The organism is Desulfogranum aggregans (genome assembly GCF_055398265.1).
In genome coordinates, this window is record NZ_AP042447.1 from 4,116,598 (window position 1) to 4,137,890 (window position 21,293).

Consider the following 21,293-nt stretch of genomic DNA (forward strand, 5'->3'; position numbering starts at 1 on the left):
GCAGATCAGCCAGCACATCAATGGATCGCTGAAGAGTATTGCATGAACACACCACTAACGGTACAGGTTCGAGGCGTTTGGGCGAAGCAGATTAACGCAATTGAAACGTCAAAGGTGAACTGAGACGTGTTACCCGGTAAACCTGTGTTCTTTTGCTGCACTTCATAGCATCGGGACCATTTTCTTCATCCCCTGCACCCCGGTGATTCGGTTTGCCCATTGCTGGTGATGAAGTTTGTCAGCATGTCGATATTAGGGGTATCAATGGACGTTTTTGCAATCAGTGTTTGGAAATCGCGAGCGAGGTTTTCCATCTCGTCTCGGGCAGCCTTCGCGTGCATGGTAAAGGCCACCTCTGCGAACTTGCTCTCAAGTAACTTTTTTACCGCCACCCTGTTCATGAACTCCGGGAGCCAGTAGAAGAGATTGAATTCAAAAGGCTGGCGTTTCAGGAATCCGAGGGCCCTGAGTACGCGGCCGCCCTCTTTGGCCGCACGGACTAATGCACACAGCGTATCCTTGTCTTTTGCGGTCTGATAGTTGTCGCAGTGATGCCTGTAGAGGGCGCCGGCCAGCGGATTGACCAGTGCGACATGGTATCTGAGCCATCCGTCGATATCTGTGGTCAGGTTGACCGGAATTCCAGCAGTTGCAAAAAGGGCTTTGACCGCTAGCGTTCTTTCCTTGCTCTGACCATCGATTTCGCCAATGATTACGGCTCGCCGGTTCCGGTTGGGTTTTATTCGATCGGCATAGTGGACGACCTGGCCGTGAATTCCGCCACCCACGCCGGGGAAGCCGAAAAGTATCTTCTCTACCGGCAAGCGCTTTGTGTACGCATCAAAACCCAGTGTGTTGTTCCCCATGAACAGGATATTCTTTATCCCTGGGCTCGCGGCGAGAATCTCGAATACAGGGCAAAGCTTATTTCTTCTGACGAGAACGATCACCAGATCATACTCATCATCGGGTTTGAGTTTGTCCACCACCTTGATACGCGATGAACCGATCATCCCCGTAAGTTCATTTTGTACAATCAGCCCGTTTTTTATGAGCCAGTCGTAGCGATTGCCGCGGGCAAGGACGGTCACATCCCTGCCTGCCTCGTGCAGCAGGTGCCCGTACACAGATCCCAGAGGACCGGCGCCAAAAATGAGGGTTTTCATTAGGAATGCTCCAAGCAAAAAGGCTGCACACGTGACCGACCTGGCGCGAGGTGGAGCGCCCTGCACACTGTTCAACGCTTCCAGTTGTCTTTAATCCACTGTATCGTATCCTTTTGATTACTGATTTCTTGTGGAAGTCGATCGTGGATCATTTTTTCTATTTTTTTCCCGAAGCTGTCAACGTCCCATGCCAAGTGATCCGTCAGATGGTTGATGATATAGAGTACTTGCCATCCTTCTTTTCTGTTAAAGGGCGTTGTGTCGGGTATTCCGGAGACCCTGGGATCATCTTCCGCGTAGTCGGACCAGGTGTATGTATACACAAGGTCTTTGTTGGTAAAGGTTTCCATATCCACTCCACAAACTAAGGAAAGGAAATACATAAGGAGTATAGATTAACCATAAACATCCACGCGGATATGGCCCAGTATCGTTGCTGTATTTGTGCGTCATCACCTTTTTTTACCGATCAAAGCGACCTTGGCGAACCACCACCTCCCTGTAATCCAACAATCCGTGGTGCGCCGGGAAGGCGGCCACAGGTCCGGCTGTGTTGTCGGTGGCTACATCCTCCACCAGGCTGATGTCGTCTCAGGTGTGCTCCTCCTTCCCCCTCGCATCATACAGGCGCCCAGGCTGCTCAATTAGACGAGTGATTCTAAGGAGAAATGTTTTCCTGTTGAGGCAATTTTTTTCCGGTAATCGGTGCGCTGAATTGCTATAATAACTGAGAGTCGGTATCGTTTCTGCCACATCCCATTGCCACCCAGGGTGCACACGATGATGAGCACAGATGCACAGAAAGGTACATGCGGTCTTCTTTCTCCTGTCCAGCCGCAATGGTGTCTGGTTGGTTGTTCGCCGACCCTTCACCGCTGCCCCCTTCAGCTTTGCTTCCTACCACTCTTCCGGTTGGCACACCGTTTCGTTTTCTGTACTGCCCTCAACCTGCAGCGGCTCAAGCGCTGCAGCGTGGTCCTGAAATAAACGGATGGGAAGCTGATGCATGCCACGCACGCACAATATGCCACGGTGGAAAGGCTGCCCTGCGAGAACGGAGAGCGTACGGTGCGGTTGAAAAGTTCGGGCGACTGGACCATGGATACCCTCCACGATGCTGCTGTTTTGCTGGGTGAGCTTACCGACAGCTGTCGAAATGTCACTGTCAGGTGGGATGTGACGGACACGGGCCGAGTAGATTCCGCCGGTATGCTGCTGTTTATTCGGACCTGTAATGCGCTGCGGGCAAACCAGTGTTCCATTGAGGTGACGGGGGCAACCAGGGAGCAGGAAAAAATTTATCAGCTGGTATACCGGTATGCTGCCGAACATCCCGCTGCTCAAACTGCGCTGGTCTTGCGCCTGCTGGCGCCGTTAAACAGGATCGGTCGACGATTCGTAGCTTTTCTGAGGGACCTGCGCGAATTTCTAGCCTTTATTGGGGAGAATTTCGTCAACCTGCTGCTTGCCCTGGTGAATCCCCGCACCATTCGCTTTGGCGCTATTGTGAAAAACATTGAGGAAGCAGGGGTGCGGGCCATGCCCATTGTGGCCTTGACCAGCTTTCTTATCGGGGTGGTAATCGCCTACCAGGGAGCGGTGCAGCTGGAGAAGTTCGGCGCCAATATTTTCATCGTGGATATGATCGCCCTGTCCGTTACCAGGGAACTTTCCCCCCTCATTACCGCCATCGTGGTTGCCGGTCGAACCGGCTCCTCCTATACGGCTCAGCTAGGCGTGATGAAGATAACCGAGGAGATCGATGCCATGCGCACCATGGGCTTTGATCCCCATCGTTTTCTGGTGCTGCCGCGCATTTTTGCCCTGATCATAGCCCTGCCATTGATGATATTTTTTGCTGATATCATCGGCATCGGTGCCGGCATGTTCATTTCCCATGTTCACCTTAACCTTTCTTATTCGGAGTTTATCAACCGGCTACAGAATGTATTGGCGGTGAAACATGTATGGGTGGGCATCGGGAAGGGGCCGTTTTTCGCCTGGTTGATTGCCACTGTGGGGTGTTTTCGCGGAATGCAGGTCTCAAAAAATACCGAGAGCATCGGCCGCTACACCACCATCAGTGTGGTCAATGCCATCTTTCTGGTGATCGCCTGTGACGCACTTTTTTCAGTGGTATTTACGGAGCTTGGCATTTGAACGACACGATTATCACTGTATCGGATATCGTTACCCGATTTGGCGCCAATTTGATCCATGACGGCATCAGCCTCAGCGTGGGTCGGGGCGAAATTTACGGTCTGCTGGGTGGCAGCGGTTCGGGAAAGTCTACCCTGCTTAAACAGATGATTATGCTGCTGCGTCCAGAGTCGGGAGCAATATCTCTGCTCGGGCACGACCTTATGGCCATCAGCCGTGAGGATGCCGCCTCCCTGCGCCATCATTGGGGAGTGTTGTTCCAGGGAGGAGCCCTCTACTCTTCACTCACCGTGGCAGAAAATGTCGGCATCAAGCTGCGGGAGTATACCGACCTGCCGAAACACATGATTGAGGATCTGGTCCAGATGAAGATAAACATGGTTGGGCTTCCGCCTCACGCGGCAAGCCTGTATCCGGCTGAATTGAGCGGCGGCATGGTCAAACGAGCAGGCCTGGCGCGTGCCCTGGCCATGGATCCCCAGCTGTTGTTTCTCGATGAACCCACATCCGGGCTGGACCCCATCGGCGCTGAGGCGTTTGATAAGCTGATTATTGAACTGCGGGATATTCTCGAATTAACGGTGGTTATGGTTACCCATGATCTGGATTCCATCTGGACCATTGTTGATCGTTTTGCTGTATTGGGCGAAAAAAAAGTGATCGCAGAAGGAACGCTCAACCAGGTCGTGCAATCTCCCCACCCCATTGTCAGGCAGTTTTTTGGAGGGCCACGGGGGCAAATACGGAGCAGAAGTGGAAAGTAAAATCAACTATACATTTGTCGGTTTATTCGTCGTACTGCTGACGGCTGGGCTGATACTTTCTGCCTACTGGTTGGGCAAACATGGAGGCCAAGAGGAGTATGTCCCCTATCTCGTCTATATGACGGAGTCTGTTGCAGGGTTGAGTACTGACGCCTCGGTAAAATATAAAGGGGTGAATGTGGGCACGGTCAAGCAGTTGGGGATCAATCCTCAGAACTCCGAGGAGGTAGTCCTCCATCTGCAGATTGTCCACGGCACTCCCATCAAGACCGACACCATTGCTCAACTCAAGTCATTTGGCATAACCGGCCTGGCTTTTATTGAGCTCAGCGGCGGCAGTAACGATGCGCCACTGTTGGAATCCTCAGGCGACACGATTCCTGTCATTCCTTCTATTCCCTCTACTTTTACCCAAATGTATGGTTCCCTGGAGCAACTGGTACAGCAATCGACCCGGGCTATGGTTAAGTTTGACCGGATACTCAACGAGGATAATCTCGCAAATATTACGGGCATTCTTGCGGAAACAAAATTGCTTGTCAGCGATGTCAGAACCCAGTTGAAAGGGGTGCAGCATCTGATTGACCACGGAGTGGTCATGGAGCAGCAGGCGACCAGGGCTTTTGAAAAGGTTGCTGAGGCCTCTGCAAGCATACAAACAGCGGCACAAGGTCTGGAGGCAAGCTATACGGATCTGGGCCTTAACCTGCGGCAGGACGTGCAACAGAGCCTTGAACTCTTCAATCAGCTGTTGTACGACCTGGATCTTCTCGTGGGAGACCTGCAGCGTGCAACCCAAGCCATACAGGCCAGTCCAAGCGACCTGTTGTTTAAACGCAGTCAGCCTAAACCCGGACCGGGAGAAAGGGGATATGAGGAAAAATAGCGGCATCGCAGCGGTAATGCTCTGCTGTGCACTTGTCAGCTGCAGCGTGAAGACCATTCCGCCCAGCGATATCTACACCATCGTTGCTGATGGAGGACAAAGCGGGAACATCACCCTTCCCGCAAGCACCAATACAGTGAGAGACCATGTTCTTCAACTGGCACCCATGCAGGCACCACGGATGTTTACCAGTACCGATATGGTGTATACCGCTTCCAGGTACCAGCAAAGCAGCTATGCCTACAGTCAGTGGAGCGATGCGCCTGTGAGGGTGTTGCCCCTCCTCTTTCAAACAGCCCTTGAGGCAAGCGGGAGGTTTGGTGCGGTTATCGGCTCTCCATCTGCGGCACAAGCTGACTTTCTCCTGGAGAGCACCCTCCTCGATTTCAGCCATCATGTGCATGCGGACAGCCCCTCGGAAGGGGTTGTCCATGTACGTTTTTACCTGATCGACACCGCAACGCGTTCGGTGGCCGCCACCAGAGCGTTTAGCGCCCGGTTTCCCAGCTCCGCACCCGCAGCAGGCGATGGGGCTGTCGCGCTCAACCGGGCGTCGAACAGGGTTGCCCATGACCTCGCCGCATGGCTGCAGGGGATGGAGCTTTGAAGGGGCGCACACCCTCAACTTTTTCTGATAACTTCTGTACTCCCCGGGAAGAGGAGTGGGCAGTCAGCCACTGTTTCTTCCTATTGCCGGAGGGTACGGCAGTCTCTTTTTTCGATCAAGCTCTTGTAGAGATTCCTTATTCCCCGTTGTCGTCGAGCAAGAGCAAGGGAAACCCGGGGAGGGCAAGGCATGTTGTTTCGCTGATACAGATTCTTGTCAAAAAGGGCGATGTCCGATATGTAATGGTGTGGATGATTTATCAGCGAGAACAGATTATCTGCCTTCCCTGTATGTTCTTAAAATGCAGAGAATCTATTGGAACGGGGATATTGACCCTATATTGACCCTTTTGTTGAGAGAAAGGATGCCGGAGGAGAAACGTGCAGACACGGAAGACGAATGATGGTGGATTGTTTGAAAGGGTCGGGGGTGTTGAAGGGATAAGGAAACTCACAAACTGTTTCTATGACATCATGGAAGCTTCACCGGAAGCAGCAGCAATCCGTGACATGCATCCGAAAGATCTGGATGCTACCAGGGAGAACCTCGCTTTGTTTCTCAGCGGTTTTCTGGGTGGCCCGTTTCTGTATAAAGAGAAACATGGTACAGGAATCAATCTGACTGACGTGCATGCGCTGTATGATATCGGTATCCCGGAGCGTGATTCCTGGCTGGCCTGCATGGAACAGGCCTTAGCAAAGCAGCAAATAGCGGAGGAGGTTCAACGTGAACTGATGGAGCGGTTTATGATCCCTGCCGAAAAGATCCGCAGTTTTTGTCAGCAGCAGTTTCACCGTACGCTGCATGTATATAAAAGCTGAGGTCTGGTACCTTGGCTTGGATTCCGCCTCATAACCAAGCTGCAATCTTCTTCTTCCCGGCCATTTCGGCCTTTCACTTCCCAACCTTTGTGCCAAAGCTAATCAAAGGCGATCTCTTCGATTATACCACTTTCCCTTAACTGGCTCAGGATACCGGCACATTTCTCCTTGATGGTGTCCCTCAGCAGCCGTGCTGCCGGGGTAATCAGCTGCCTGCTCGGAAAGATGATCCAGAGTTCGGTGGCAGAAGCCCTGAACTCCGGCATGATACTCTGCAGGTTGCCGGAGAGCAGATCCGTAGATACATCCAGGCAGGATTTCAATGCCAGTCCCTGTCCGTCGACACACCACCGGCGCACCAGGTCGCCGTCGTTGGCAATACGGTTGCTTTTCATCTTTACCCGGTATTCCTTTCCCTCGTTACTGAATGTCCATACATCGTTGGTGATATCATATAACTCATACAACAGACCGTTATGAGAGGGCAGGTGGTTGGGGTGGGTTGGTGTTCCGTATGTATCCAGATAGATCCGGGATGCGCAGAGCAGATGGGGAACACTGCAGAGCTTGAACCCATAGAGGTTTGCGTCGTTCAGCGATCCGGGCCGGATGTAGCGCAGGGCAATATCGATGGAGTCCCTGAATAAGTCCACATTGCTGTCACTGAGACTGAGCCGCACGCTTACGTCAGGATAGGCATCCATAAATTCATTGAGCCACGGCCTGACCAGATTCCTCCCCAGGTCGGAGGCGACGGCTATTCGCAGTTCGCCTTCCACCACCGCCAGATCACTGCGTATCTGCTGTCTGCCCTGTTCCAACATCTGCAGGGCCTGTTCACAGTGAGGAATATAGCGTTCACCTGCACTGGAAAGGCGAAGCTGCCTGGTGGTACGGATAAACAACTCCACCCCGAGAGCGGTCTCCACCCGCTTTATTGCGGTGCTGGCTCTTGGCGTGCTCATATCCAGCTGGGTTGCTGCAGCGGTAATGGAGCGTAATTGGGCAACTTTAAGGACGACCTGGAGATCTTCGAGCAGCATATTGTTAAAAATATTTTAATAATGTTTCAAAAACTATACTGTTTATTTCTAATAAAGAAAACCCTATTGTTTCGCCCACAAGAGAAGAGCTGCGATGGAGTGCCCTGGTGATGAAGGTTCAGGAGGCCAATGAGGGGCAGCGCACACAATAAAGAAAAGGTCGGTGAGCGTATCCCACTGGCCACTGCATTTTCAAGGGAAGAAAGATATGAAAGCGATGATCATTGAAGCGTTCGGGAGTTCCGACGTATTTGCGCCTGCGGCAGTTGACAAACCGGCGGCGAGCCCTGGCCACGTCTTGGTGAAGATTGCGGCAACCAGTATTAATACCGTGGATACCATGATTCGTGAGATGGGCAAGGACTTGCCCATTTCGCCAGAGCTCCCGGCTATTCTGGGTATGGACTTCGCCGGCACTGTCGAGGCAGTGGGCGAGGGTGTTGCTGCCTATGCTGTCGGCGATGAGGTGTATGGCTGTGCCGGCGGGTTGGGTGACCTGCCGGGCACTCTGGCAGAATACATCGCTGCTGATGCCAGGTTGATCGCCCGCAAACCGAAAAAACTGACTATGCGTGAAGCGGCGGCATTGCCTCTGGTTGGCATCACTGCCTATGAAGGCCTAAAACGGGCCGGGGTCGGGCCGGGGCAGAAGGTGTTGGTCCATGGCGGTTCAGGTGGGGTCGGCCATGTTGCTGTGCAGCTGGCCCGTTCCTTTGGAGCAGAGGTCTACTCAACAGGTGGTGGTGAAAAACAGTTGGCATTGATCAGGGAACTGGGGGCGACTGGAATTAATTACACAACGGAAACGGTTGCCGAGTACGTTGCAAAGTATACAGACGGGGCTGGTTTTGATGTTGTCTTTGATTCCGTAGGCGGGCTGAATCTGCTCAACTCCTTTGAAGCGGCTGGGCTCAATGGTCAGGTTGCGACCACTGTGTCTTTGGTTGAATTGGATCTGTCCCTTGCCCATTTTAAAGGGTTGTCGCTGCATGTTGTTTTTATGCTGATCCCGATGATCCACAACTATAAACGGGAAGAGCATGCTGAAATTCTCGCTGCACTGGCGGATATCGTTGATGCCAGCGGCTTACATCCGGTCCTGGATGAACAGCGGTTTGCTCTTGTGGACGCGGCAAAGGCCCATGACCGACTGACCAGCGGTCAGGGCATGGGGAAAGTCGTTGTAGAGATTTAGCGAAGTTCGAGGAGCTTGCCATCGCCCAAATATACCTGCGCCGGTGAGCACATCACATCAGGAGGGAGGAAAAACATGCATACAACAATGTTGATTACAGGGGCCACTGACGGCATCGGACTGGAGACCGCCAGAATGCTGGCCCCCATGGGGCATACGCTCCTGCTGCATGGGCGCAATCGCTCAAAACTGGAGCACGTTGCTGAAGAGCTGGCCGGTGTGAAAGGAGCAGGACAGGTTGAGTGCTACGTGGCCGATCTGTCGCGCATTGCGGAGGTGGAAGCACTGGCTGAGGCCGTGAGAGGGCAACACCAAAGGCTCGATGTGCTCATCAATAATGCCGGGGTCTTTATGACATCACAACCAATGACCAATGAAGGGCTGGATGTGCGGTTTGCGGTGAACACCGTTGCACCCTACCTGCTGACCCGCGCTTTGCTGCCGCTGATGGACCTGTCCGGACGAGTGATCAACCTCTCTTCCGCTGCCCAGGCGCCGGTCGATCCAGATGCACTGCGAGGGCGAAAACACCTGGCTTCAGATAGTGCGGCCTATGCCCAGAGCAAGCTGGCCCTCACCATGTGGTCCCGCCACCTGGCCCTTTCTCTGGGTAAGGACGGCCCGGTAATTATTGCGGTGAATCCACGATCTTTGCTTGGATCGAAGATGGTGAAACAGGCATACGGGACCAGCGGCGGTGATGTCCGCATTGGCGCGGACATTCTGTGCAAGGCAGCGCTAGATGATGAATTCGCCACTGCATCCGGACAATACTTCGATAATGATATCGGGCGGTTTGCCGATCCGCACCCTGATGCGATCGATACCCGGAAATGTCAGGCAATTGTAGATGCTATTGAAGCGGTTCTGGATGCGATCACACCGTAGGACAACTAAGGAAAGAGCGAGCTATGTATTACGAAGGAAAAGTATATCGCCCCTGGATGGAGGCCGATAGTTTATTGATCCAAACCACCATTGGCTGCACCCATAACAAATGCACGTTCTGCGATATGTTCAGGGAGAAGCGGTTTCGTATCAGAAGTATTGATGACATTTTCAGCGATATCGACCGTGCGAGATCGTATATTCGCCGCGTACGGTCAATTTTTCTCGTTGACGGTAACGTATTGGCGCTGAAAACAGATTTTCTCCTCAAGGTATTGGACAAGTTGACCGCCACCTTTCCGGAATGTGAAAAGATATCGGTTTATGCCGGGTTGAATGACCTCAGGCGAAAATCCGTTGAGGAGCTAACACGGCTCAAAGAGGCGGGCTTAACCAAGGTGTATACCGGGCTTGAGTCCGGCGATGCGCTGACCCTGGAACAGATCAACAAAGGGTTGACCCCTGAGCAGGCCAAAGAGGGCATGGCCCATGCCAAGGCAGCCGGTATCGCCGTGCTTATCTCCATTATTTTCGGCATTGGCGGCAGGGATCGGTCATGGGAGCATATTTCGGCGACCACAGAACTGCTCAACATTCTCCAGCCAGAAGAGCTGGCCCCCATGGCGCTGACCATCCAGCCGGGAACCATTCTGCAGGAGCAGGTTGCATCTGATGATTTTCTTCAGGCCACCCCGTTGCAGATCCTTGAAGAGGAGAAGTATCTGCTGGAGCACCTGGAAGATTTCGATATGCTCTACTGGGGAGACCACAGCAACAATATTGAGTCCCTGAAAGGGATGTTGCCAGCGTATAGGGAGGCTTTTCTTCGCAAGGTTGATCATGCCATTGCCCACCATCCGGTCACGAGCCAGGAGGTGCTGCAGACCACTCCATGGTAAAAAGGCGGCTGGAAGAGACAGGTGTGCCGTTGTTAACCACCCTTTGGTGCGGGTAATTCACTCTGCCCGGGCGCGCCTGGACGCCCGGGCAGTACAACGAGAAACAACAAAGAAGAACATTATGCATGCTGTTGAAATGATCAAAGAGCGCAGAAGCGTTCGTACATTCAAAAATGAGCGGGTGAGCAGGGAGACCATGCGGAATATTGTCGGTTACTGCCCCGAGAGCTGGCCAATCATTTCCGCAGCATACTGATCGGCGTTCAGGCCCGTCAGCAGATGAATCAATGAGTCATCGATGCGGACAACTGCTTTGATTCCCATATCCTGGAGGGCCTCATCATTGACCTTGGCAGAATCCTTAACCCGCATGCGGAGCCTGGTCTGAGCGCAAGCTTCAACCGTGGATATGTTGCCTGGTCCACCCAGGGCAGTCAGCCAGTCGGCAACCTTCTTCGGGGCATTTTGATCTCGGAGCTTAGGCTGCACCCCAGGTTCTTTGTAGGAGACTTCTGAAGGTTTTTCCAGGTCTGTCAATTCGGCATCGTCTCCTGCGGTCTCAAGGTAGAGCATCATATCGGTCATCAGGTTTTCCGACCTGGTGCCGAATATAACCTGCAACCCTGTTCCCACGGTAACCACACCGGCCGCCCCGAGAGCTTTCAGCTTTTCAGGGCTGGCCTTGGTGATGTCGTTTACCTCGACACGCAGTCGGGTGATGCAGGCATCGAGGCTGACGATATTTGACCGACCGCCAAAGGCAAGGACCAGTTGTCTTGCCATGGTGTCTGCTGCCACACTTCGTGCCTCCTCAGAATCGGCCTCGGCTTCTTCCCTTCCTGGCGTCTTCAAGTCCATCATGGTAATGGCAAAACGGAAAACACCGAAGTAAACCATGCCAAAAATCGGCCCCAGGATGAGAATCATCCATGGTTTGATGTTGATGGCGTAAAAAAGCAGGTAGTCGATCAGCCCGTGAGAAAAAGAGTACCCCATCCGCACATCCAACAGGTAAGTGACAACAAACGCCAGTGATACCAAGACGGCATGGAAAAGATAGAGCAGCGGTGCCAGAAACATAAAAGCGAATTCAAGGGGTTCCGTGATACCGGTGAGAAAGGAGGTTAGCGCGGCGGAGAGCATTATACTCCCGGTCTTTATCTTGTTTTCAGGCTTTGCCGTATGATAGATGGCAAGAGCTGCGGCAGGCAGGCCAAACATCTTGAATACAAAGCCGCCGGCCAGAATCCCAGCCTGACGATCTCCTGCAAAGAATCGATTCAATACCCCTCGAACCACTTCACCGTCCGGCGTCGTATAGCTGCCCAGTTCGAAGAAGAAGGGGACATTCCAGATGTGATGCAGGCCAAAAGGGATCAGCAGCCTCTCCACAAATCCATAGATGCCAACAGCCAAGGTAGTGTTGCCGGTTGAAGCAAATTCTGAAAAAGCGTCAATGCCGTTTTGAATTGGCGGCCAGATGAAACTGAGCAGTACACCCAGCACAATGGCAGCGAATGAGGTGGCAATAGGTACAAAGCGTTTACCGGCAAAAAAACCGAGATACGGTGGGAGCGTAATCCGATAATATTTGTTGAACAGAAAAGCGGCCAGACCACCGACCAGTATTCCGCCAAACACACCGGTATCGATAGAGTCCATCCCGAGAACAGAGCGTGTCTCAAGTCCCAGTAAACTCGCCGCCACCCCCATTGTTGCCACCATTACCGCATATCCCACAGCGGCCGACAAGGCAGAGACACCGTCATTTCTCGTCAGTCCCAGGGCAACGCCAATGGCAAAAAGCAGGGCAAGATTACCGAAAATTGCACCACCGGCAGCAGCCATCATGGAATTGACGACCTCGGGAAAGACAGCGAACTCAGCGCTGCCGACACCAAGAAGAATACCGGCTGCGGGTAGAATGGCTACCGGCAACATGAGTGATTTACCAATTTTTTGCAGAAAGGCGAACCCCTGACCCCAGATCTGCTTTACCATGACTTTACCTCGCATTTCCTACCAGTTCGCGAGCCTCGGAACTGGAAACACAGTGCATGACATCTTCCGCCAGCTGCTGACAGGCCGTTTTCGACCACTTCCGTACTTCCGCCTTGATAGAGGGCAGGGCCGGTACGGATACCGACAGTTCATCGACTCCAAGACCCAGAAGCACCGGTACTGCGTCGGGGTCAGAGGCAAGCCCGCCGCAGACACCTATCCACTTTCCTTGAGCGTGGGCACCTTCTGCTGCGTATCGGATCATCCTTAGTACCGCCGGATTCATTCCGTCCACTTTGGCTGCAAGTTTGGGATGTCCACGATCCATGGCAAGGCAGTACTGGGTCAGGTCATTGGTGCCGACGGAAAAGAAATCCACCTCTTTTGCAAACTGTTCTGCCATGACGGCAGTGGAGGGAACCTCAACCATGATGCCGACTTCAATCGGTTGGACGCCGAGTTTTTCCCTCTCGGTCTCCAGCATTGCCGTGGCCTCGCGAAGTTCCTGCATGGTTGCAATCATCGGAAACATGATACGGATCTTACCATGTGCCCCGGCACGGAGGATTGCCCGGGCCTGAACCCGAAAAATTTCCGGTCGCTCCAAGCCGATACGAATACCTCGTTGGCCTAGAAAGGGGTTCTCCTCAATCGGCATCGGCAGGTAGGGAAGAGGCTTGTCCCCGCCCACATCCAAGGTCCTGACAATCAGCGGGCGCCCTTCCAGCGCAAGTAGGATATCCCGGTATACCTCGTACTGCTCTTCTTCGGTCGGCGCGGCAGTTCTCTCCAAAAACAGGAATTCCGAGCGGAGCAGGCCCACTCCCTCACCCCCTAGTTGAATAGAATCCCTGGCCTCGTCCACTCCCCCGATATTGGCGACGACCTCCACTCTCCGTCCGTCGGTGGTTACCGCGGGTTCGCTTGCGACAGCGAGATCTTTTTTCTTTTGTTCTCGCAGGAGGGTCTGCTCTTTGAGCGTACTGCGTATCAACTCTTCCGATGGGTTAACGCGCAGTGTCCCCTTGGTTCCGTTGAGAATGACCATGGTTCCTTCTTTGATTTCCAGTGCTGCAGCCTCGATCCCCGCAACAGCTGCAATATCAAGGGATCGTGCGAGGATAGCCACATGGGATGTTGCTCCACCGGTTGTGGTACAGAACCCCTTGACCCGTTCCGTATCTATGGTGGCGGTAAACGAAGGGGTCAGCTCCTCTGCGATGAGTACCGCTTCATCGGGCAATTGCAGTTCCTCGGTCTCTTTGCCGGTCAATATGCGAAGCACCCGTTTTCCAACATCGCGCAGATCGTTAGCCCGTCCGGCAAGGATTTCGTTGTGCAATACAGCGAGCTGTTCTGCATAGGTGACATAGGCATGCTGCCAGGCATACTCGGCGCTTTTCCCCTTGGCGGTGAGGCTTCTGGCAATTTCAAGCAGATCCGGGTCGTCAAGTATCTCCCGGTGTGCAGCAAAAATAGCCGCCTGGACATCATCCGACTGCTTGTGCAGGTTTATCTGTAATGCCTCAAGATAGTTTTTGGCTTCTTCAAGTGCCTCGTCGAGACGGACATTCTCGCGATGTGCGTCCTGTGCTTCCTCCTCAAATTCAAAGACCTCTTCACGAACCATTACGGCCTTGCCAACGGCAATTCCAGGTGCGGCAGAAACACCGAGCAGAAGATCCGGATCACCACTTTTGGGCCCTGAGAGCATCATCTGGTCTTCAGTGATTTCTATGGATGCCGGCGCCAAAATCGGGGTGGTCCCCTCATCGCCGAGGCCGCCTGCTATCTGGGGAAATAGCTCTCCCACGGCTGCCTCGGCATCCCTCCCTACCGCCCTTAACTGGATTTTGTCGAGATGGGCGACATTAAGCTTCATGATCCCGACCACGGATTTGGCATTAGCGCTCTCTTCACCTTTTATCAATTCAACTCTGGCGTCGAATTTTTTGGCTAAACCGGCAAGCACGGCGGCGGGGCGAGCATGAAGGCCGGTCGGATTCGGAATAACCAGGGCCTCTGAGACAACCGTGAGCCCGGGCTCTTCCTGTTGTTCCTCTGCTTTTTTCTGCAGGGTTACCGTCATAAGATCGGTTATGCCGCATTCCGCTGCACCGCTTGCCTTATCAACTCCTGCGACAAGCTCGCTGTTTGTAAGGATAACCTGGGTCAACAGACTTTTGGCGCTGGTTGCAACAAGGTCAAGGTCCATACTGATGAGTTGATCGCCCAGGGCAACCTCCTGGCCTTCCTGGACATGAGCAATAAAGCCGTTGCCTTTCAGGGCGACGGTATCAATCCCTATATGCATCATTACCTCCAGGCCGGAGGCGTGCGTGATGGTAACCGCATGACAGGCGCTGTGCAGTTGCGATACTCTGCCGGCAAAAGGCGCGGTCAAGGTATCGTTGACAGGATCAATAGAAATGCCGTCTCCAACCATTTTCTGTGAAAAGACAGGGTCAGGCACCTGCTCGATCGGAAATATCACGCCGGATAAGGGAGCTTTAACAGTGACGTTATCCATGCTTCTATTCCTTGTATGCGTAGAGATGATTAGAAATTAAGATTGAACTTCAGTCCCAGCACCGTCGCATCAGAGAAGTCCCTGGACCCGTTGGGGTTGGAGATGTATTGAAAGGAAGGCATCAGTTCGATACCGCGCCCAAGTGCCAGGTTATAGGTCAGTTCAAGAAGTGTCTCGTTGGTGCGCTCTTTACCGGAAATAAAGTCATGGGTATAGGTGTTGAATTCCGAGTGCTCAGCATAGGTAAGCATGGCTCCGAATTTGTCCCTGTCCCGTGTGGGAATCAAGCCTTTGTACACAAACCCAATGGTGTAGCTCGTGGTAAGGGCGGAAATTTCATCATCACTGTTAAAGACAACAGAGCCGAAGGCTGCAAGGCCTTGATCTTCAGCGCCTTGCTCACGATACAGCATCCAGTCGGTAAGCAGCCAAAATGAGGTCTGTCCTTCAATGATCTCATCGGTATGAAAAGCGGTGAAATCACCGGTATGATGATTCACCCCGATTTTCAATACATCGTCGACTCCGGACCTGGAGTCACGATTGAAATACAACTGCAGTTCAGCGGCTAGCGCTACCCCGTTATTGCCAAGGGTCCAGTCCCAACCGTTGTTGTCCTGCTCGGTCCAGCCTCCGTCAAAAATACCGACCTTCACCTGTACCATTTCACCGGCTTGAAGTTGAGCATGAATTCCTGCAGTGGCATCAGGGTAGGCATTCAGGGAGTATGGGGTAAAGACTCCTTTCGGGCTGCCGCATATCGCATTATTCATAAAGTTGCAGTAGAGGTCCGAACGAAGAAAGAGGTCATTCATGACCAGGCGGCCGTAATCTAGAGAAAGACGTTCTCCAAACGCTGTCGTGAATTGAAAATTCACTAGTTTAGTGGTCTGCCCGCCAAACGCCTCCTGGCTTTTGTTGTAGTACTCACCGTAGACATACCGGCCATCTTCAGTTGAGGCCGGAACCACATATTCTTCAGACAGGTTGTCACCGCTTCGGCTGGAATATTTTGCCAGGAATACCGTTTGGGGCAAACCGATCAGTGTGGCAAGATTCAGGCGAAGTTCAGCATTGATATTGTGCAGGTAGGTGCTATCCTGCTCAAAGCCTCCAGAGACAGAGGCTGCAGGCTCTGCTGTATAGGTGAGGCCAATATCAACCCCAGCCTGGTGGAGCTTTGTTCGATAGCCACCCCAGTCGCCGGTCATGTATTGTTGGGAAGGATAGAGCTCGGTACTAGTAGCAGGTAATGCGGTGAAGAAAAGTAAAGCAATGCAGATGTGGCAGTTCGGGTACAATATCCTCATGCTGACCTCCCTAAAAATGAAAAGCCTTCTGAAATACGAGTCGCCGAAATTTTTGCCCAGCTGTAGACAATCATGCAACTAAACTCTTGTGTACAGGTTGTGAGTTAGCTGAAGACGTGTCGTTGGCTGTTGATTATATGCCTGCGATAAAATTAAATGCAAGTTATTATTGTGGAATCAGTGATAAATTGAAGTTTTCCTCTGCTTGAAATACTGAACTCGCAGCAAAGTTATCCTGTTTGAAGCGCCCCTTGTTGACCTCAAGACACTGGTGTTCAGAAATAGTTATCTGAAATAAAAAAAACATTTTTTGATAGTTTTCTGTTCTGCTTCAAATGGCAATTGTTGATGAGAAAGAGAGCCTGTTTGCCTGTTCCGGGTCTCGATAACCTGCCCCACGAACAGGAGGAGGCCATACACTGGCTTTCGAGCCGGTGAGGAGACTGGTATCAAAGTGGTGAACTAGCCTCACCGGCTCAATGGCCGGTACTTTCGCGCGGCCGATAAGGTGCCTCAATGTCTATCGATAAGATTGAGCAATTGTACCAATACCGTGTTACGGTGAGCCTCCGCATGAATCTCCTTTTATGTTAATGTGTTGTGAGTAACACCATTATTCAGGAAAGAAGCTCATCAGGCCTTATCAATTTTCTTAGCGGATAGTAACGGCAGAACTTAAAACCGACAGTATACCCATAGGGAGTATCATGAAAATTATATCGCATTATTCTGAAGTAGAGGCTCAACGCTACAATGGAGATCAGGTCAAGGGAGTCGCGGGGCGAGTCGTAATTGGTAAAGACGACGGCGCTATGAACTTCTGTATGCGTGTCTTCACTGTTGAACCGGGTGGCTTTACACCGCGTCACTCCCATGCGTGGGAGCATGAAGTTCTGGTTCACTCAGGAACAGGTCAGGTGCTGCAGGAAGGGGTTTGGAAAGATGTATCGGCCGGAGCTGTGGTGTTTATCCCCGAAAACGAAGAACATCAGTTGCGCAATAAATCGGACAAGGATTTTGTTTTTGCCTGTTTGATCCCTAAAGGTGTTCCTGAGCTATAGTCAGGTTCAGCAGAGCCTGTGTGTGCAAGCTTCTTCCTGTGGATCGATGATCTTCGATCTGCGGGAAGAAATCTATTTTCCTGGGGCTAAGGGAGAATCGATACCTTTGAGAAGCTAAAGATACATGAGTGGCTCAGTTTCTGTAACACCTGACCGATAGAGCCAAGGCATGAGTCAAAAAGCCAAAGTTTCCAGTATGTTGTTGTGCAATGTGTGATGGGAGACAATTGGCATCAATCAGAACAAAAATCTAATACAAAGAAATTAGGCCGTTGTACAGTCAGGACATTTACCGATTAAGAAAACTTCATGATCTTCAACAACAAAACCGGCAGGTGTGGCATCTTCCAATTTTAAAGCACATCCTGGTAACTCATACGCCCGTTTGCATTCACGGCAAAAAAAATGATGATGGTGATCTTTGCCTGATCGTTCATAGAGGGTTCCAAAAGAAGGGTGAACAATTTTCTCCAGCCAGCCATTATCAGTGAGTATTTTCAATGTCCTGTAAACGGTGGCAATATTGAGAGAAGGTACGGAGCAACGACTATATGTATGGATTTCCTCCACGGTCAGGGGGCGTTCATGCTGGTTGAAGACACCTTCTATAGCTTTTCTCTGTGCTGTGACTCTTTTCAAAATTAATCTAACCTCCTGGGAGGTAAATCTAAAACCTTTTGCCATTTATTGCAACTTAACTTGCAATATGATTGACGGAAGAGTTCGGTCGATTTATAGTTGCAAATGATTTTGCAGTATCATTTCAGGCGAAAGGCCAGTGTTAGTTAATCTAAATGGAGAGAGAAATGAGATTGATCTGGAGAATGGTTTTGCCCATAGTCATGCTGTTATTATTTCAGGCAAATAACAGCATGGCGGCAGATAAGGTTCCTGTATTTGTCAGTATTGTGCCGCAAAAATTCTTTGTCGAGCAAATTGGCAAGGATTTAGTGGATGTGCAGGTCATGGTTTTGCCTGGTGCCAGTCCTGCTACTTATGAGCCTAAACCGACACAGATGACTGCCCTATCAAAGGCAAAAATCTACTGTGCCATTGGTGTTCCATTTGAACATGCTTGGCTCAAAAACATCTCCGCAGTTAACCCCAATATGCAGGTTGTCCACACAGACCATGGTATTAAAAAGCTTACCATGACTGCTCACCACCATGATGACCATGAAGGTGAACACCACGAAGGCGAGCATGATCATGAAAAAAAAGGTGGTCATGACCAAAAGGTGCACGATGAAGATCATCATGACCATGCCGGGCTTGATCCTCATGTCTGGTTATCCCCAGCTTTAGTAAAAGTTCAGGCCAAGACGATTCTGTCAGCACTTCAAGAAGCTGATCCGGCAAATCGAGCTACCTACGAAAGCAACTACAACGTATTCATTGAGCAGATCGACCAGCTGGATGTCCAGCTGAAACAGATATTTGCAGGAAAAGAGGGGCTGCAATTTATGGTGTTTCATCCTTCCTGGGGTTATTTTGCTCGTGACTACGGGTTGAAGCAGGTACCTATCGAGGTGGAGGGTAAAGATCCAAAACCAGCCCAACTGAAAGAACTGATCATGCATGCTCGGGAAAAAGGTATCAAAGTGGTATTTGTTCAACCTCAATTTTCAGCCAAAAGCGCTGAATTGGTGGCCCGGGAGATCGGTGGCCAGGTGGTCGTTGCCGATCCTCTGGCTGAAGACTGGATGGTAAATTTGCAGCAGGTCGCAGACAAGTTCCAGGCAGTATTAAAATAGGGACATATGTTTTGCAGCAATCTCGTAGCAAGAGCTTTAATCACAAGAGTTGGAGGTGCTGCACCTTGAACTCACCTCACTTGTGGTTGATAGAGGAGGCCTTGCCTGTAGAAAAGATTAAAAATAGAATGTTTTTATATATATACAGTGCTTCGGGAAAGATCCGATGTGCATACTAGAACCGTCTAAGGGAGATTAACAAATGGCAAATTGCTGTGACATGAAAAAAGGAGATGAGTTTATCTGTGAAATTTGCGGACTCGAGCTAACTGTTAAAGCACCATGCACCTGTAAGCCAGATACTAATGGTTGCTGCACAGTACCTCTGCAATGTTGCGGGAAGGAAATGAAAAAGCAGTAAGATAGTAATCGACTACTTACAACAAAAGGGCAAAGTGGGCGGAAGCATTATCTTTGCCCTTTTTCATTTTTAGACGCCAGGATGCTTGACCGCTTAAACCAGGCAATTATCCCTGCATTTATTTCTGATCAATCGTCGCGGATTGATGTTTTACCAATAGGTTTTTTCAAAGCGGCGATCAGAGCAAGATCGCGGCCATAGATATCCGGCACAAAGCCTAATCTTCCCTCTGCATCGGGTTGTACTGTCCAGTACATTAAAAATACATCAATCGGTTTTTTCAGTGAAACAGTGGTCAACTTACCGCTGTTGACTGCTGCATCGATTGCCCTCCTGTCCCAACCTTCCTGACCATTGAGGAGTAATTCGGCAAGCTTCAGGGGATCTTTTACTCGTATGCAACCATGACTGAATGCTCGCTGTGTTTTGGCAAAAAGGCTTTTGTGCGGAGTATCGTGCAGGTAAATGGCATGTTTGTTTGGAAACATGAATTTAACCCGGCCAAGGGCATTGTTTTCCCCAGGCATCTGTACCAGGGCATAGGGGAAGTTACGCTGAGTTAACGTGTTCCAGTCAACACGTTCCGGATCGACCCGTTTGCCGTCAGCATTGAGTAATTGATAGTTGTTACGGGTGAGGTAGGAGGGGTCCCTGCTGAACCGGGGGAACATTTCTCTGGTAATACTCCTCGGTGCGGTCCATGTTGGGTTAAAGACCAGGTAGGTCATGGTCGACTTAAAGATAGGGGTCTGATTGCTGATGGTCCCGGTCATTACATCGGTGGACCATATTACCCTGTTGTTTTGCCCTAGCCACAGCCTGTACCCTGCTATGTTCACGAGAATAAATTCCGGGGTTATATCATTAACAACCCACCTGATACGATCCATGTTGACCCGAATCTGATCTGCCCGATAGGAAAACGGCATGTTCAATTCATGGAATGTTGCCTGGCCCACAATTCCATCAGCCTCCAAGCCGTAGCGTTGCTGAAAACGTTGAACACTGTTTTTCAGGTGCTCATCAAAAAGGGTGGAGTGTTGATTGTCGGAAGGGAACCCCAAAACATGGAGTCTATGACGGAGTTGCGCAACGGCAGCACTCTCATCGCCAACGTGCAGTGGTGTGGTCCCTGGTATCTCTGTGAATGATGTCTGTGCGGCCAGGTCAGAAAAAAAGAGCAATTCCTGTCGCAATTTCCCGTAGACAGCAAGGTCAGGTTTTAATGCCTCAAGAGCGCTGGCAACTGTTCGGTTGTCTACATGGGTATTGAGCGCGAGGATTATTTCGTCGGGTAGAAGTTCTTTCCTGCTGTAATTCCAAGTTTTTTCGAATCGTGCTGGCAAAATTTTCCCATTTGCCAGATGGGCAGCGTAGAGCAATAGGCCATCGGTGAGTAATACATCCAATTCCGCCATTTCTCGTGAGAAATGGGAGGTGTCTTCGTCTATTCGTTGGAGCAGTGGTGCAAGGACATCGTAGTGATAATCCTGAGGGAACAACCCTTCCTGGTCACTACTGCCAAGCAAGGCAACTATACTGTGAGCATAATCGAGATCGCTCCAGGCCGGTTCAAAATTCCGGCTTTGGTAAAAGAGGGAGAGGATACCTGTTGCCATGATGGGCTCTCCCTGGATGACAAGAGGTTCATCAAGTACAAATGCGTCATGGAGTAATTCGATGGTGTCACTCTCTTCTTCAGCCTGAAGATGAGTGAAGCTCAAAGAAAAAAGGACAACAATCAGAAGGAGTATTTTTGTATGCATGAACCTGTTTACTCTGTTGGTTGAGGTGAGCAGGCGTCGATGAAGCCGATGGAAAAATGCCGACCGCAGTGGTGCTGATGG

General features: G+C 51.2%; 19 protein-coding genes. 11 read left to right on the forward strand and 8 right to left on the reverse strand.

Features of this window, described 5'->3' with window-relative positions; genetic code table 11:
* Positions 1 to 185 precede the first annotated feature (185 nt).
* Together ACZ52Z_RS18145 and ACZ52Z_RS18150 are read right to left on the reverse strand one after the other, a co-directional pair.
* Positions 186 to 1,166, reverse strand: coding sequence for a ketopantoate reductase family protein (locus ACZ52Z_RS18145; RefSeq protein ID WP_464268189.1), 981 nt, complete (start codon positions 1,164 to 1,166; stop codon positions 186 to 188).
* Positions 1,167 to 1,237: 71 nt separating this feature from the next.
* Complete coding sequence (locus ACZ52Z_RS18150; protein ID WP_464268190.1) at positions 1,238 to 1,516, reverse strand: hypothetical protein; 279 nt, start codon at positions 1,514 to 1,516, stop codon at positions 1,238 to 1,240.
* A 443-nt stretch (positions 1,517 to 1,959) separates the two neighbouring features.
* Between ACZ52Z_RS18150 and ACZ52Z_RS18155 the strand changes: the two genes are divergently transcribed.
* From ACZ52Z_RS18155 to ACZ52Z_RS18180, 6 genes are all read left to right on the forward strand, one after another.
* Positions 1,960 to 2,148: a hypothetical protein gene (locus tag ACZ52Z_RS18155; RefSeq protein WP_464268191.1), complete on the forward strand. Its 189-nt coding sequence runs from the start codon at positions 1,960 to 1,962 to the stop codon at positions 2,146 to 2,148.
* A 20-nt stretch (positions 2,149 to 2,168) separates the two neighbouring features.
* On the forward strand, positions 2,169 to 3,326 hold the full coding sequence (locus ACZ52Z_RS18160; protein ID WP_464268192.1) for an MlaE family lipid ABC transporter permease subunit: 1,158 nt from the start codon (positions 2,169 to 2,171) through the stop codon (positions 3,324 to 3,326).
* Positions 3,323 to 4,090, forward strand: coding sequence for an ABC transporter ATP-binding protein (locus tag ACZ52Z_RS18165; RefSeq protein ID WP_464268193.1), 768 nt, complete (start codon positions 3,323 to 3,325; stop codon positions 4,088 to 4,090). Before ACZ52Z_RS18160 ends, ACZ52Z_RS18165 begins: the two co-directional genes overlap by 4 nt.
* On the forward strand, positions 4,080 to 4,976 hold the full coding sequence (locus ACZ52Z_RS18170) for an MlaD family protein (RefSeq protein WP_464268194.1): 897 nt from the start codon (positions 4,080 to 4,082) through the stop codon (positions 4,974 to 4,976). Before ACZ52Z_RS18165 ends, ACZ52Z_RS18170 begins: the two co-directional genes overlap by 11 nt.
* Entirely contained in the window at positions 4,963 to 5,583 is a 621-nt protein-coding gene (locus ACZ52Z_RS18175; RefSeq protein ID WP_464268195.1) for an ABC-type transport auxiliary lipoprotein family protein, read from the forward strand. Before ACZ52Z_RS18170 ends, ACZ52Z_RS18175 begins: the two co-directional genes overlap by 14 nt.
* Before the next feature lie 380 nt (positions 5,584 to 5,963).
* On the forward strand, positions 5,964 to 6,404 hold the full coding sequence (locus ACZ52Z_RS18180; protein ID WP_464268196.1) for a group II truncated hemoglobin: 441 nt from the start codon (positions 5,964 to 5,966) through the stop codon (positions 6,402 to 6,404).
* A 98-nt stretch (positions 6,405 to 6,502) separates the two neighbouring features.
* Here the strand turns inward: ACZ52Z_RS18180 and ACZ52Z_RS18185 are convergent, their stop codons facing one another.
* A complete protein-coding gene (locus ACZ52Z_RS18185; protein ID WP_464268197.1) occupies positions 6,503 to 7,447 on the reverse strand; it encodes a LysR family transcriptional regulator in 945 nt (314 codons plus the stop codon).
* 208 nt (positions 7,448 to 7,655) lie between these two features.
* Between ACZ52Z_RS18185 and ACZ52Z_RS18190 the strand changes: the two genes are divergently transcribed.
* The 3 genes from ACZ52Z_RS18190 to ACZ52Z_RS18200 all read left to right on the forward strand — a co-directional run bounded on the left by ACZ52Z_RS18190 (position 7,656) and on the right by ACZ52Z_RS18200 (position 10,429).
* A complete protein-coding gene (locus ACZ52Z_RS18190; protein ID WP_464268198.1) occupies positions 7,656 to 8,642 on the forward strand; it encodes a zinc-dependent alcohol dehydrogenase family protein in 987 nt (328 codons plus the stop codon).
* A gap of 75 nt (positions 8,643 to 8,717) precedes the next feature.
* Positions 8,718 to 9,530, forward strand: a complete 813-nt coding sequence (locus ACZ52Z_RS18195; RefSeq protein ID WP_464268199.1) for an SDR family NAD(P)-dependent oxidoreductase — start codon at positions 8,718 to 8,720, stop codon at positions 9,528 to 9,530.
* A 23-nt stretch (positions 9,531 to 9,553) separates the two neighbouring features.
* Positions 9,554 to 10,429 carry a B12-binding domain-containing radical SAM protein gene (locus tag ACZ52Z_RS18200; protein WP_464268200.1) on the forward strand — a complete coding sequence of 292 codons (876 nt, stop codon included), beginning with the start codon at positions 9,554 to 9,556 and terminating at the stop codon, positions 10,427 to 10,429.
* A 213-nt stretch (positions 10,430 to 10,642) separates the two neighbouring features.
* On the opposite strand, the gene ptsG is transcribed toward ACZ52Z_RS18200, so the two are convergent.
* The 3 genes from ptsG to ACZ52Z_RS18215 are packed head-to-tail and all read right to left on the reverse strand — an operon-like array spanning position 10,643 to position 16,270.
* Complete coding sequence (ptsG, locus tag ACZ52Z_RS18205; protein ID WP_464268201.1) at positions 10,643 to 12,430, reverse strand: PTS glucose transporter subunit IIBC; 1,788 nt, start codon at positions 12,428 to 12,430, stop codon at positions 10,643 to 10,645.
* A gap of 4 nt (positions 12,431 to 12,434) precedes the next feature.
* Positions 12,435 to 14,960: a phosphoenolpyruvate--protein phosphotransferase gene (ptsP, locus tag ACZ52Z_RS18210; protein ID WP_464268202.1), complete on the reverse strand. Its 2,526-nt coding sequence runs from the start codon at positions 14,958 to 14,960 to the stop codon at positions 12,435 to 12,437.
* Positions 14,961 to 14,989: 29 nt separating this feature from the next.
* Positions 14,990 to 16,270 carry a carbohydrate porin gene (locus tag ACZ52Z_RS18215; RefSeq protein ID WP_464268203.1) on the reverse strand — a complete coding sequence of 427 codons (1,281 nt, stop codon included), beginning with the start codon at positions 16,268 to 16,270 and terminating at the stop codon, positions 14,990 to 14,992.
* 707 nt (positions 16,271 to 16,977) lie between these two features.
* Between ACZ52Z_RS18215 and ACZ52Z_RS18220 the strand changes: the two genes are divergently transcribed.
* Positions 16,978 to 17,331: a cupin domain-containing protein gene (locus tag ACZ52Z_RS18220; protein WP_464268204.1), complete on the forward strand. Its 354-nt coding sequence runs from the start codon at positions 16,978 to 16,980 to the stop codon at positions 17,329 to 17,331.
* A gap of 264 nt (positions 17,332 to 17,595) precedes the next feature.
* On the opposite strand, the gene ACZ52Z_RS18225 is transcribed toward ACZ52Z_RS18220, so the two are convergent.
* The gene (locus ACZ52Z_RS18225) at positions 17,596 to 18,015 is read right to left on the reverse strand and encodes a Fur family transcriptional regulator (RefSeq protein WP_464268205.1); all 420 of its coding nucleotides are present in this window, start codon (positions 18,013 to 18,015) and stop codon (positions 17,596 to 17,598) included.
* 122 nt (positions 18,016 to 18,137) lie between these two features.
* Here ACZ52Z_RS18225 and ACZ52Z_RS18230 point away from each other — a divergent pair, with 122 nt between their 5' ends.
* Positions 18,138 to 19,085 carry a metal ABC transporter solute-binding protein, Zn/Mn family gene (locus ACZ52Z_RS18230; RefSeq protein WP_464268206.1) on the forward strand — a complete coding sequence of 316 codons (948 nt, stop codon included), beginning with the start codon at positions 18,138 to 18,140 and terminating at the stop codon, positions 19,083 to 19,085.
* Positions 19,086 to 19,574: 489 nt separating this feature from the next.
* Here the strand turns inward: ACZ52Z_RS18230 and ACZ52Z_RS18235 are convergent, their stop codons facing one another.
* Entirely contained in the window at positions 19,575 to 21,212 is a 1,638-nt protein-coding gene (locus ACZ52Z_RS18235) for a L,D-transpeptidase family protein (RefSeq protein WP_464268207.1), read from the reverse strand.
* Between the last annotated feature and the right edge of the window lie 81 nt (positions 21,213 to 21,293).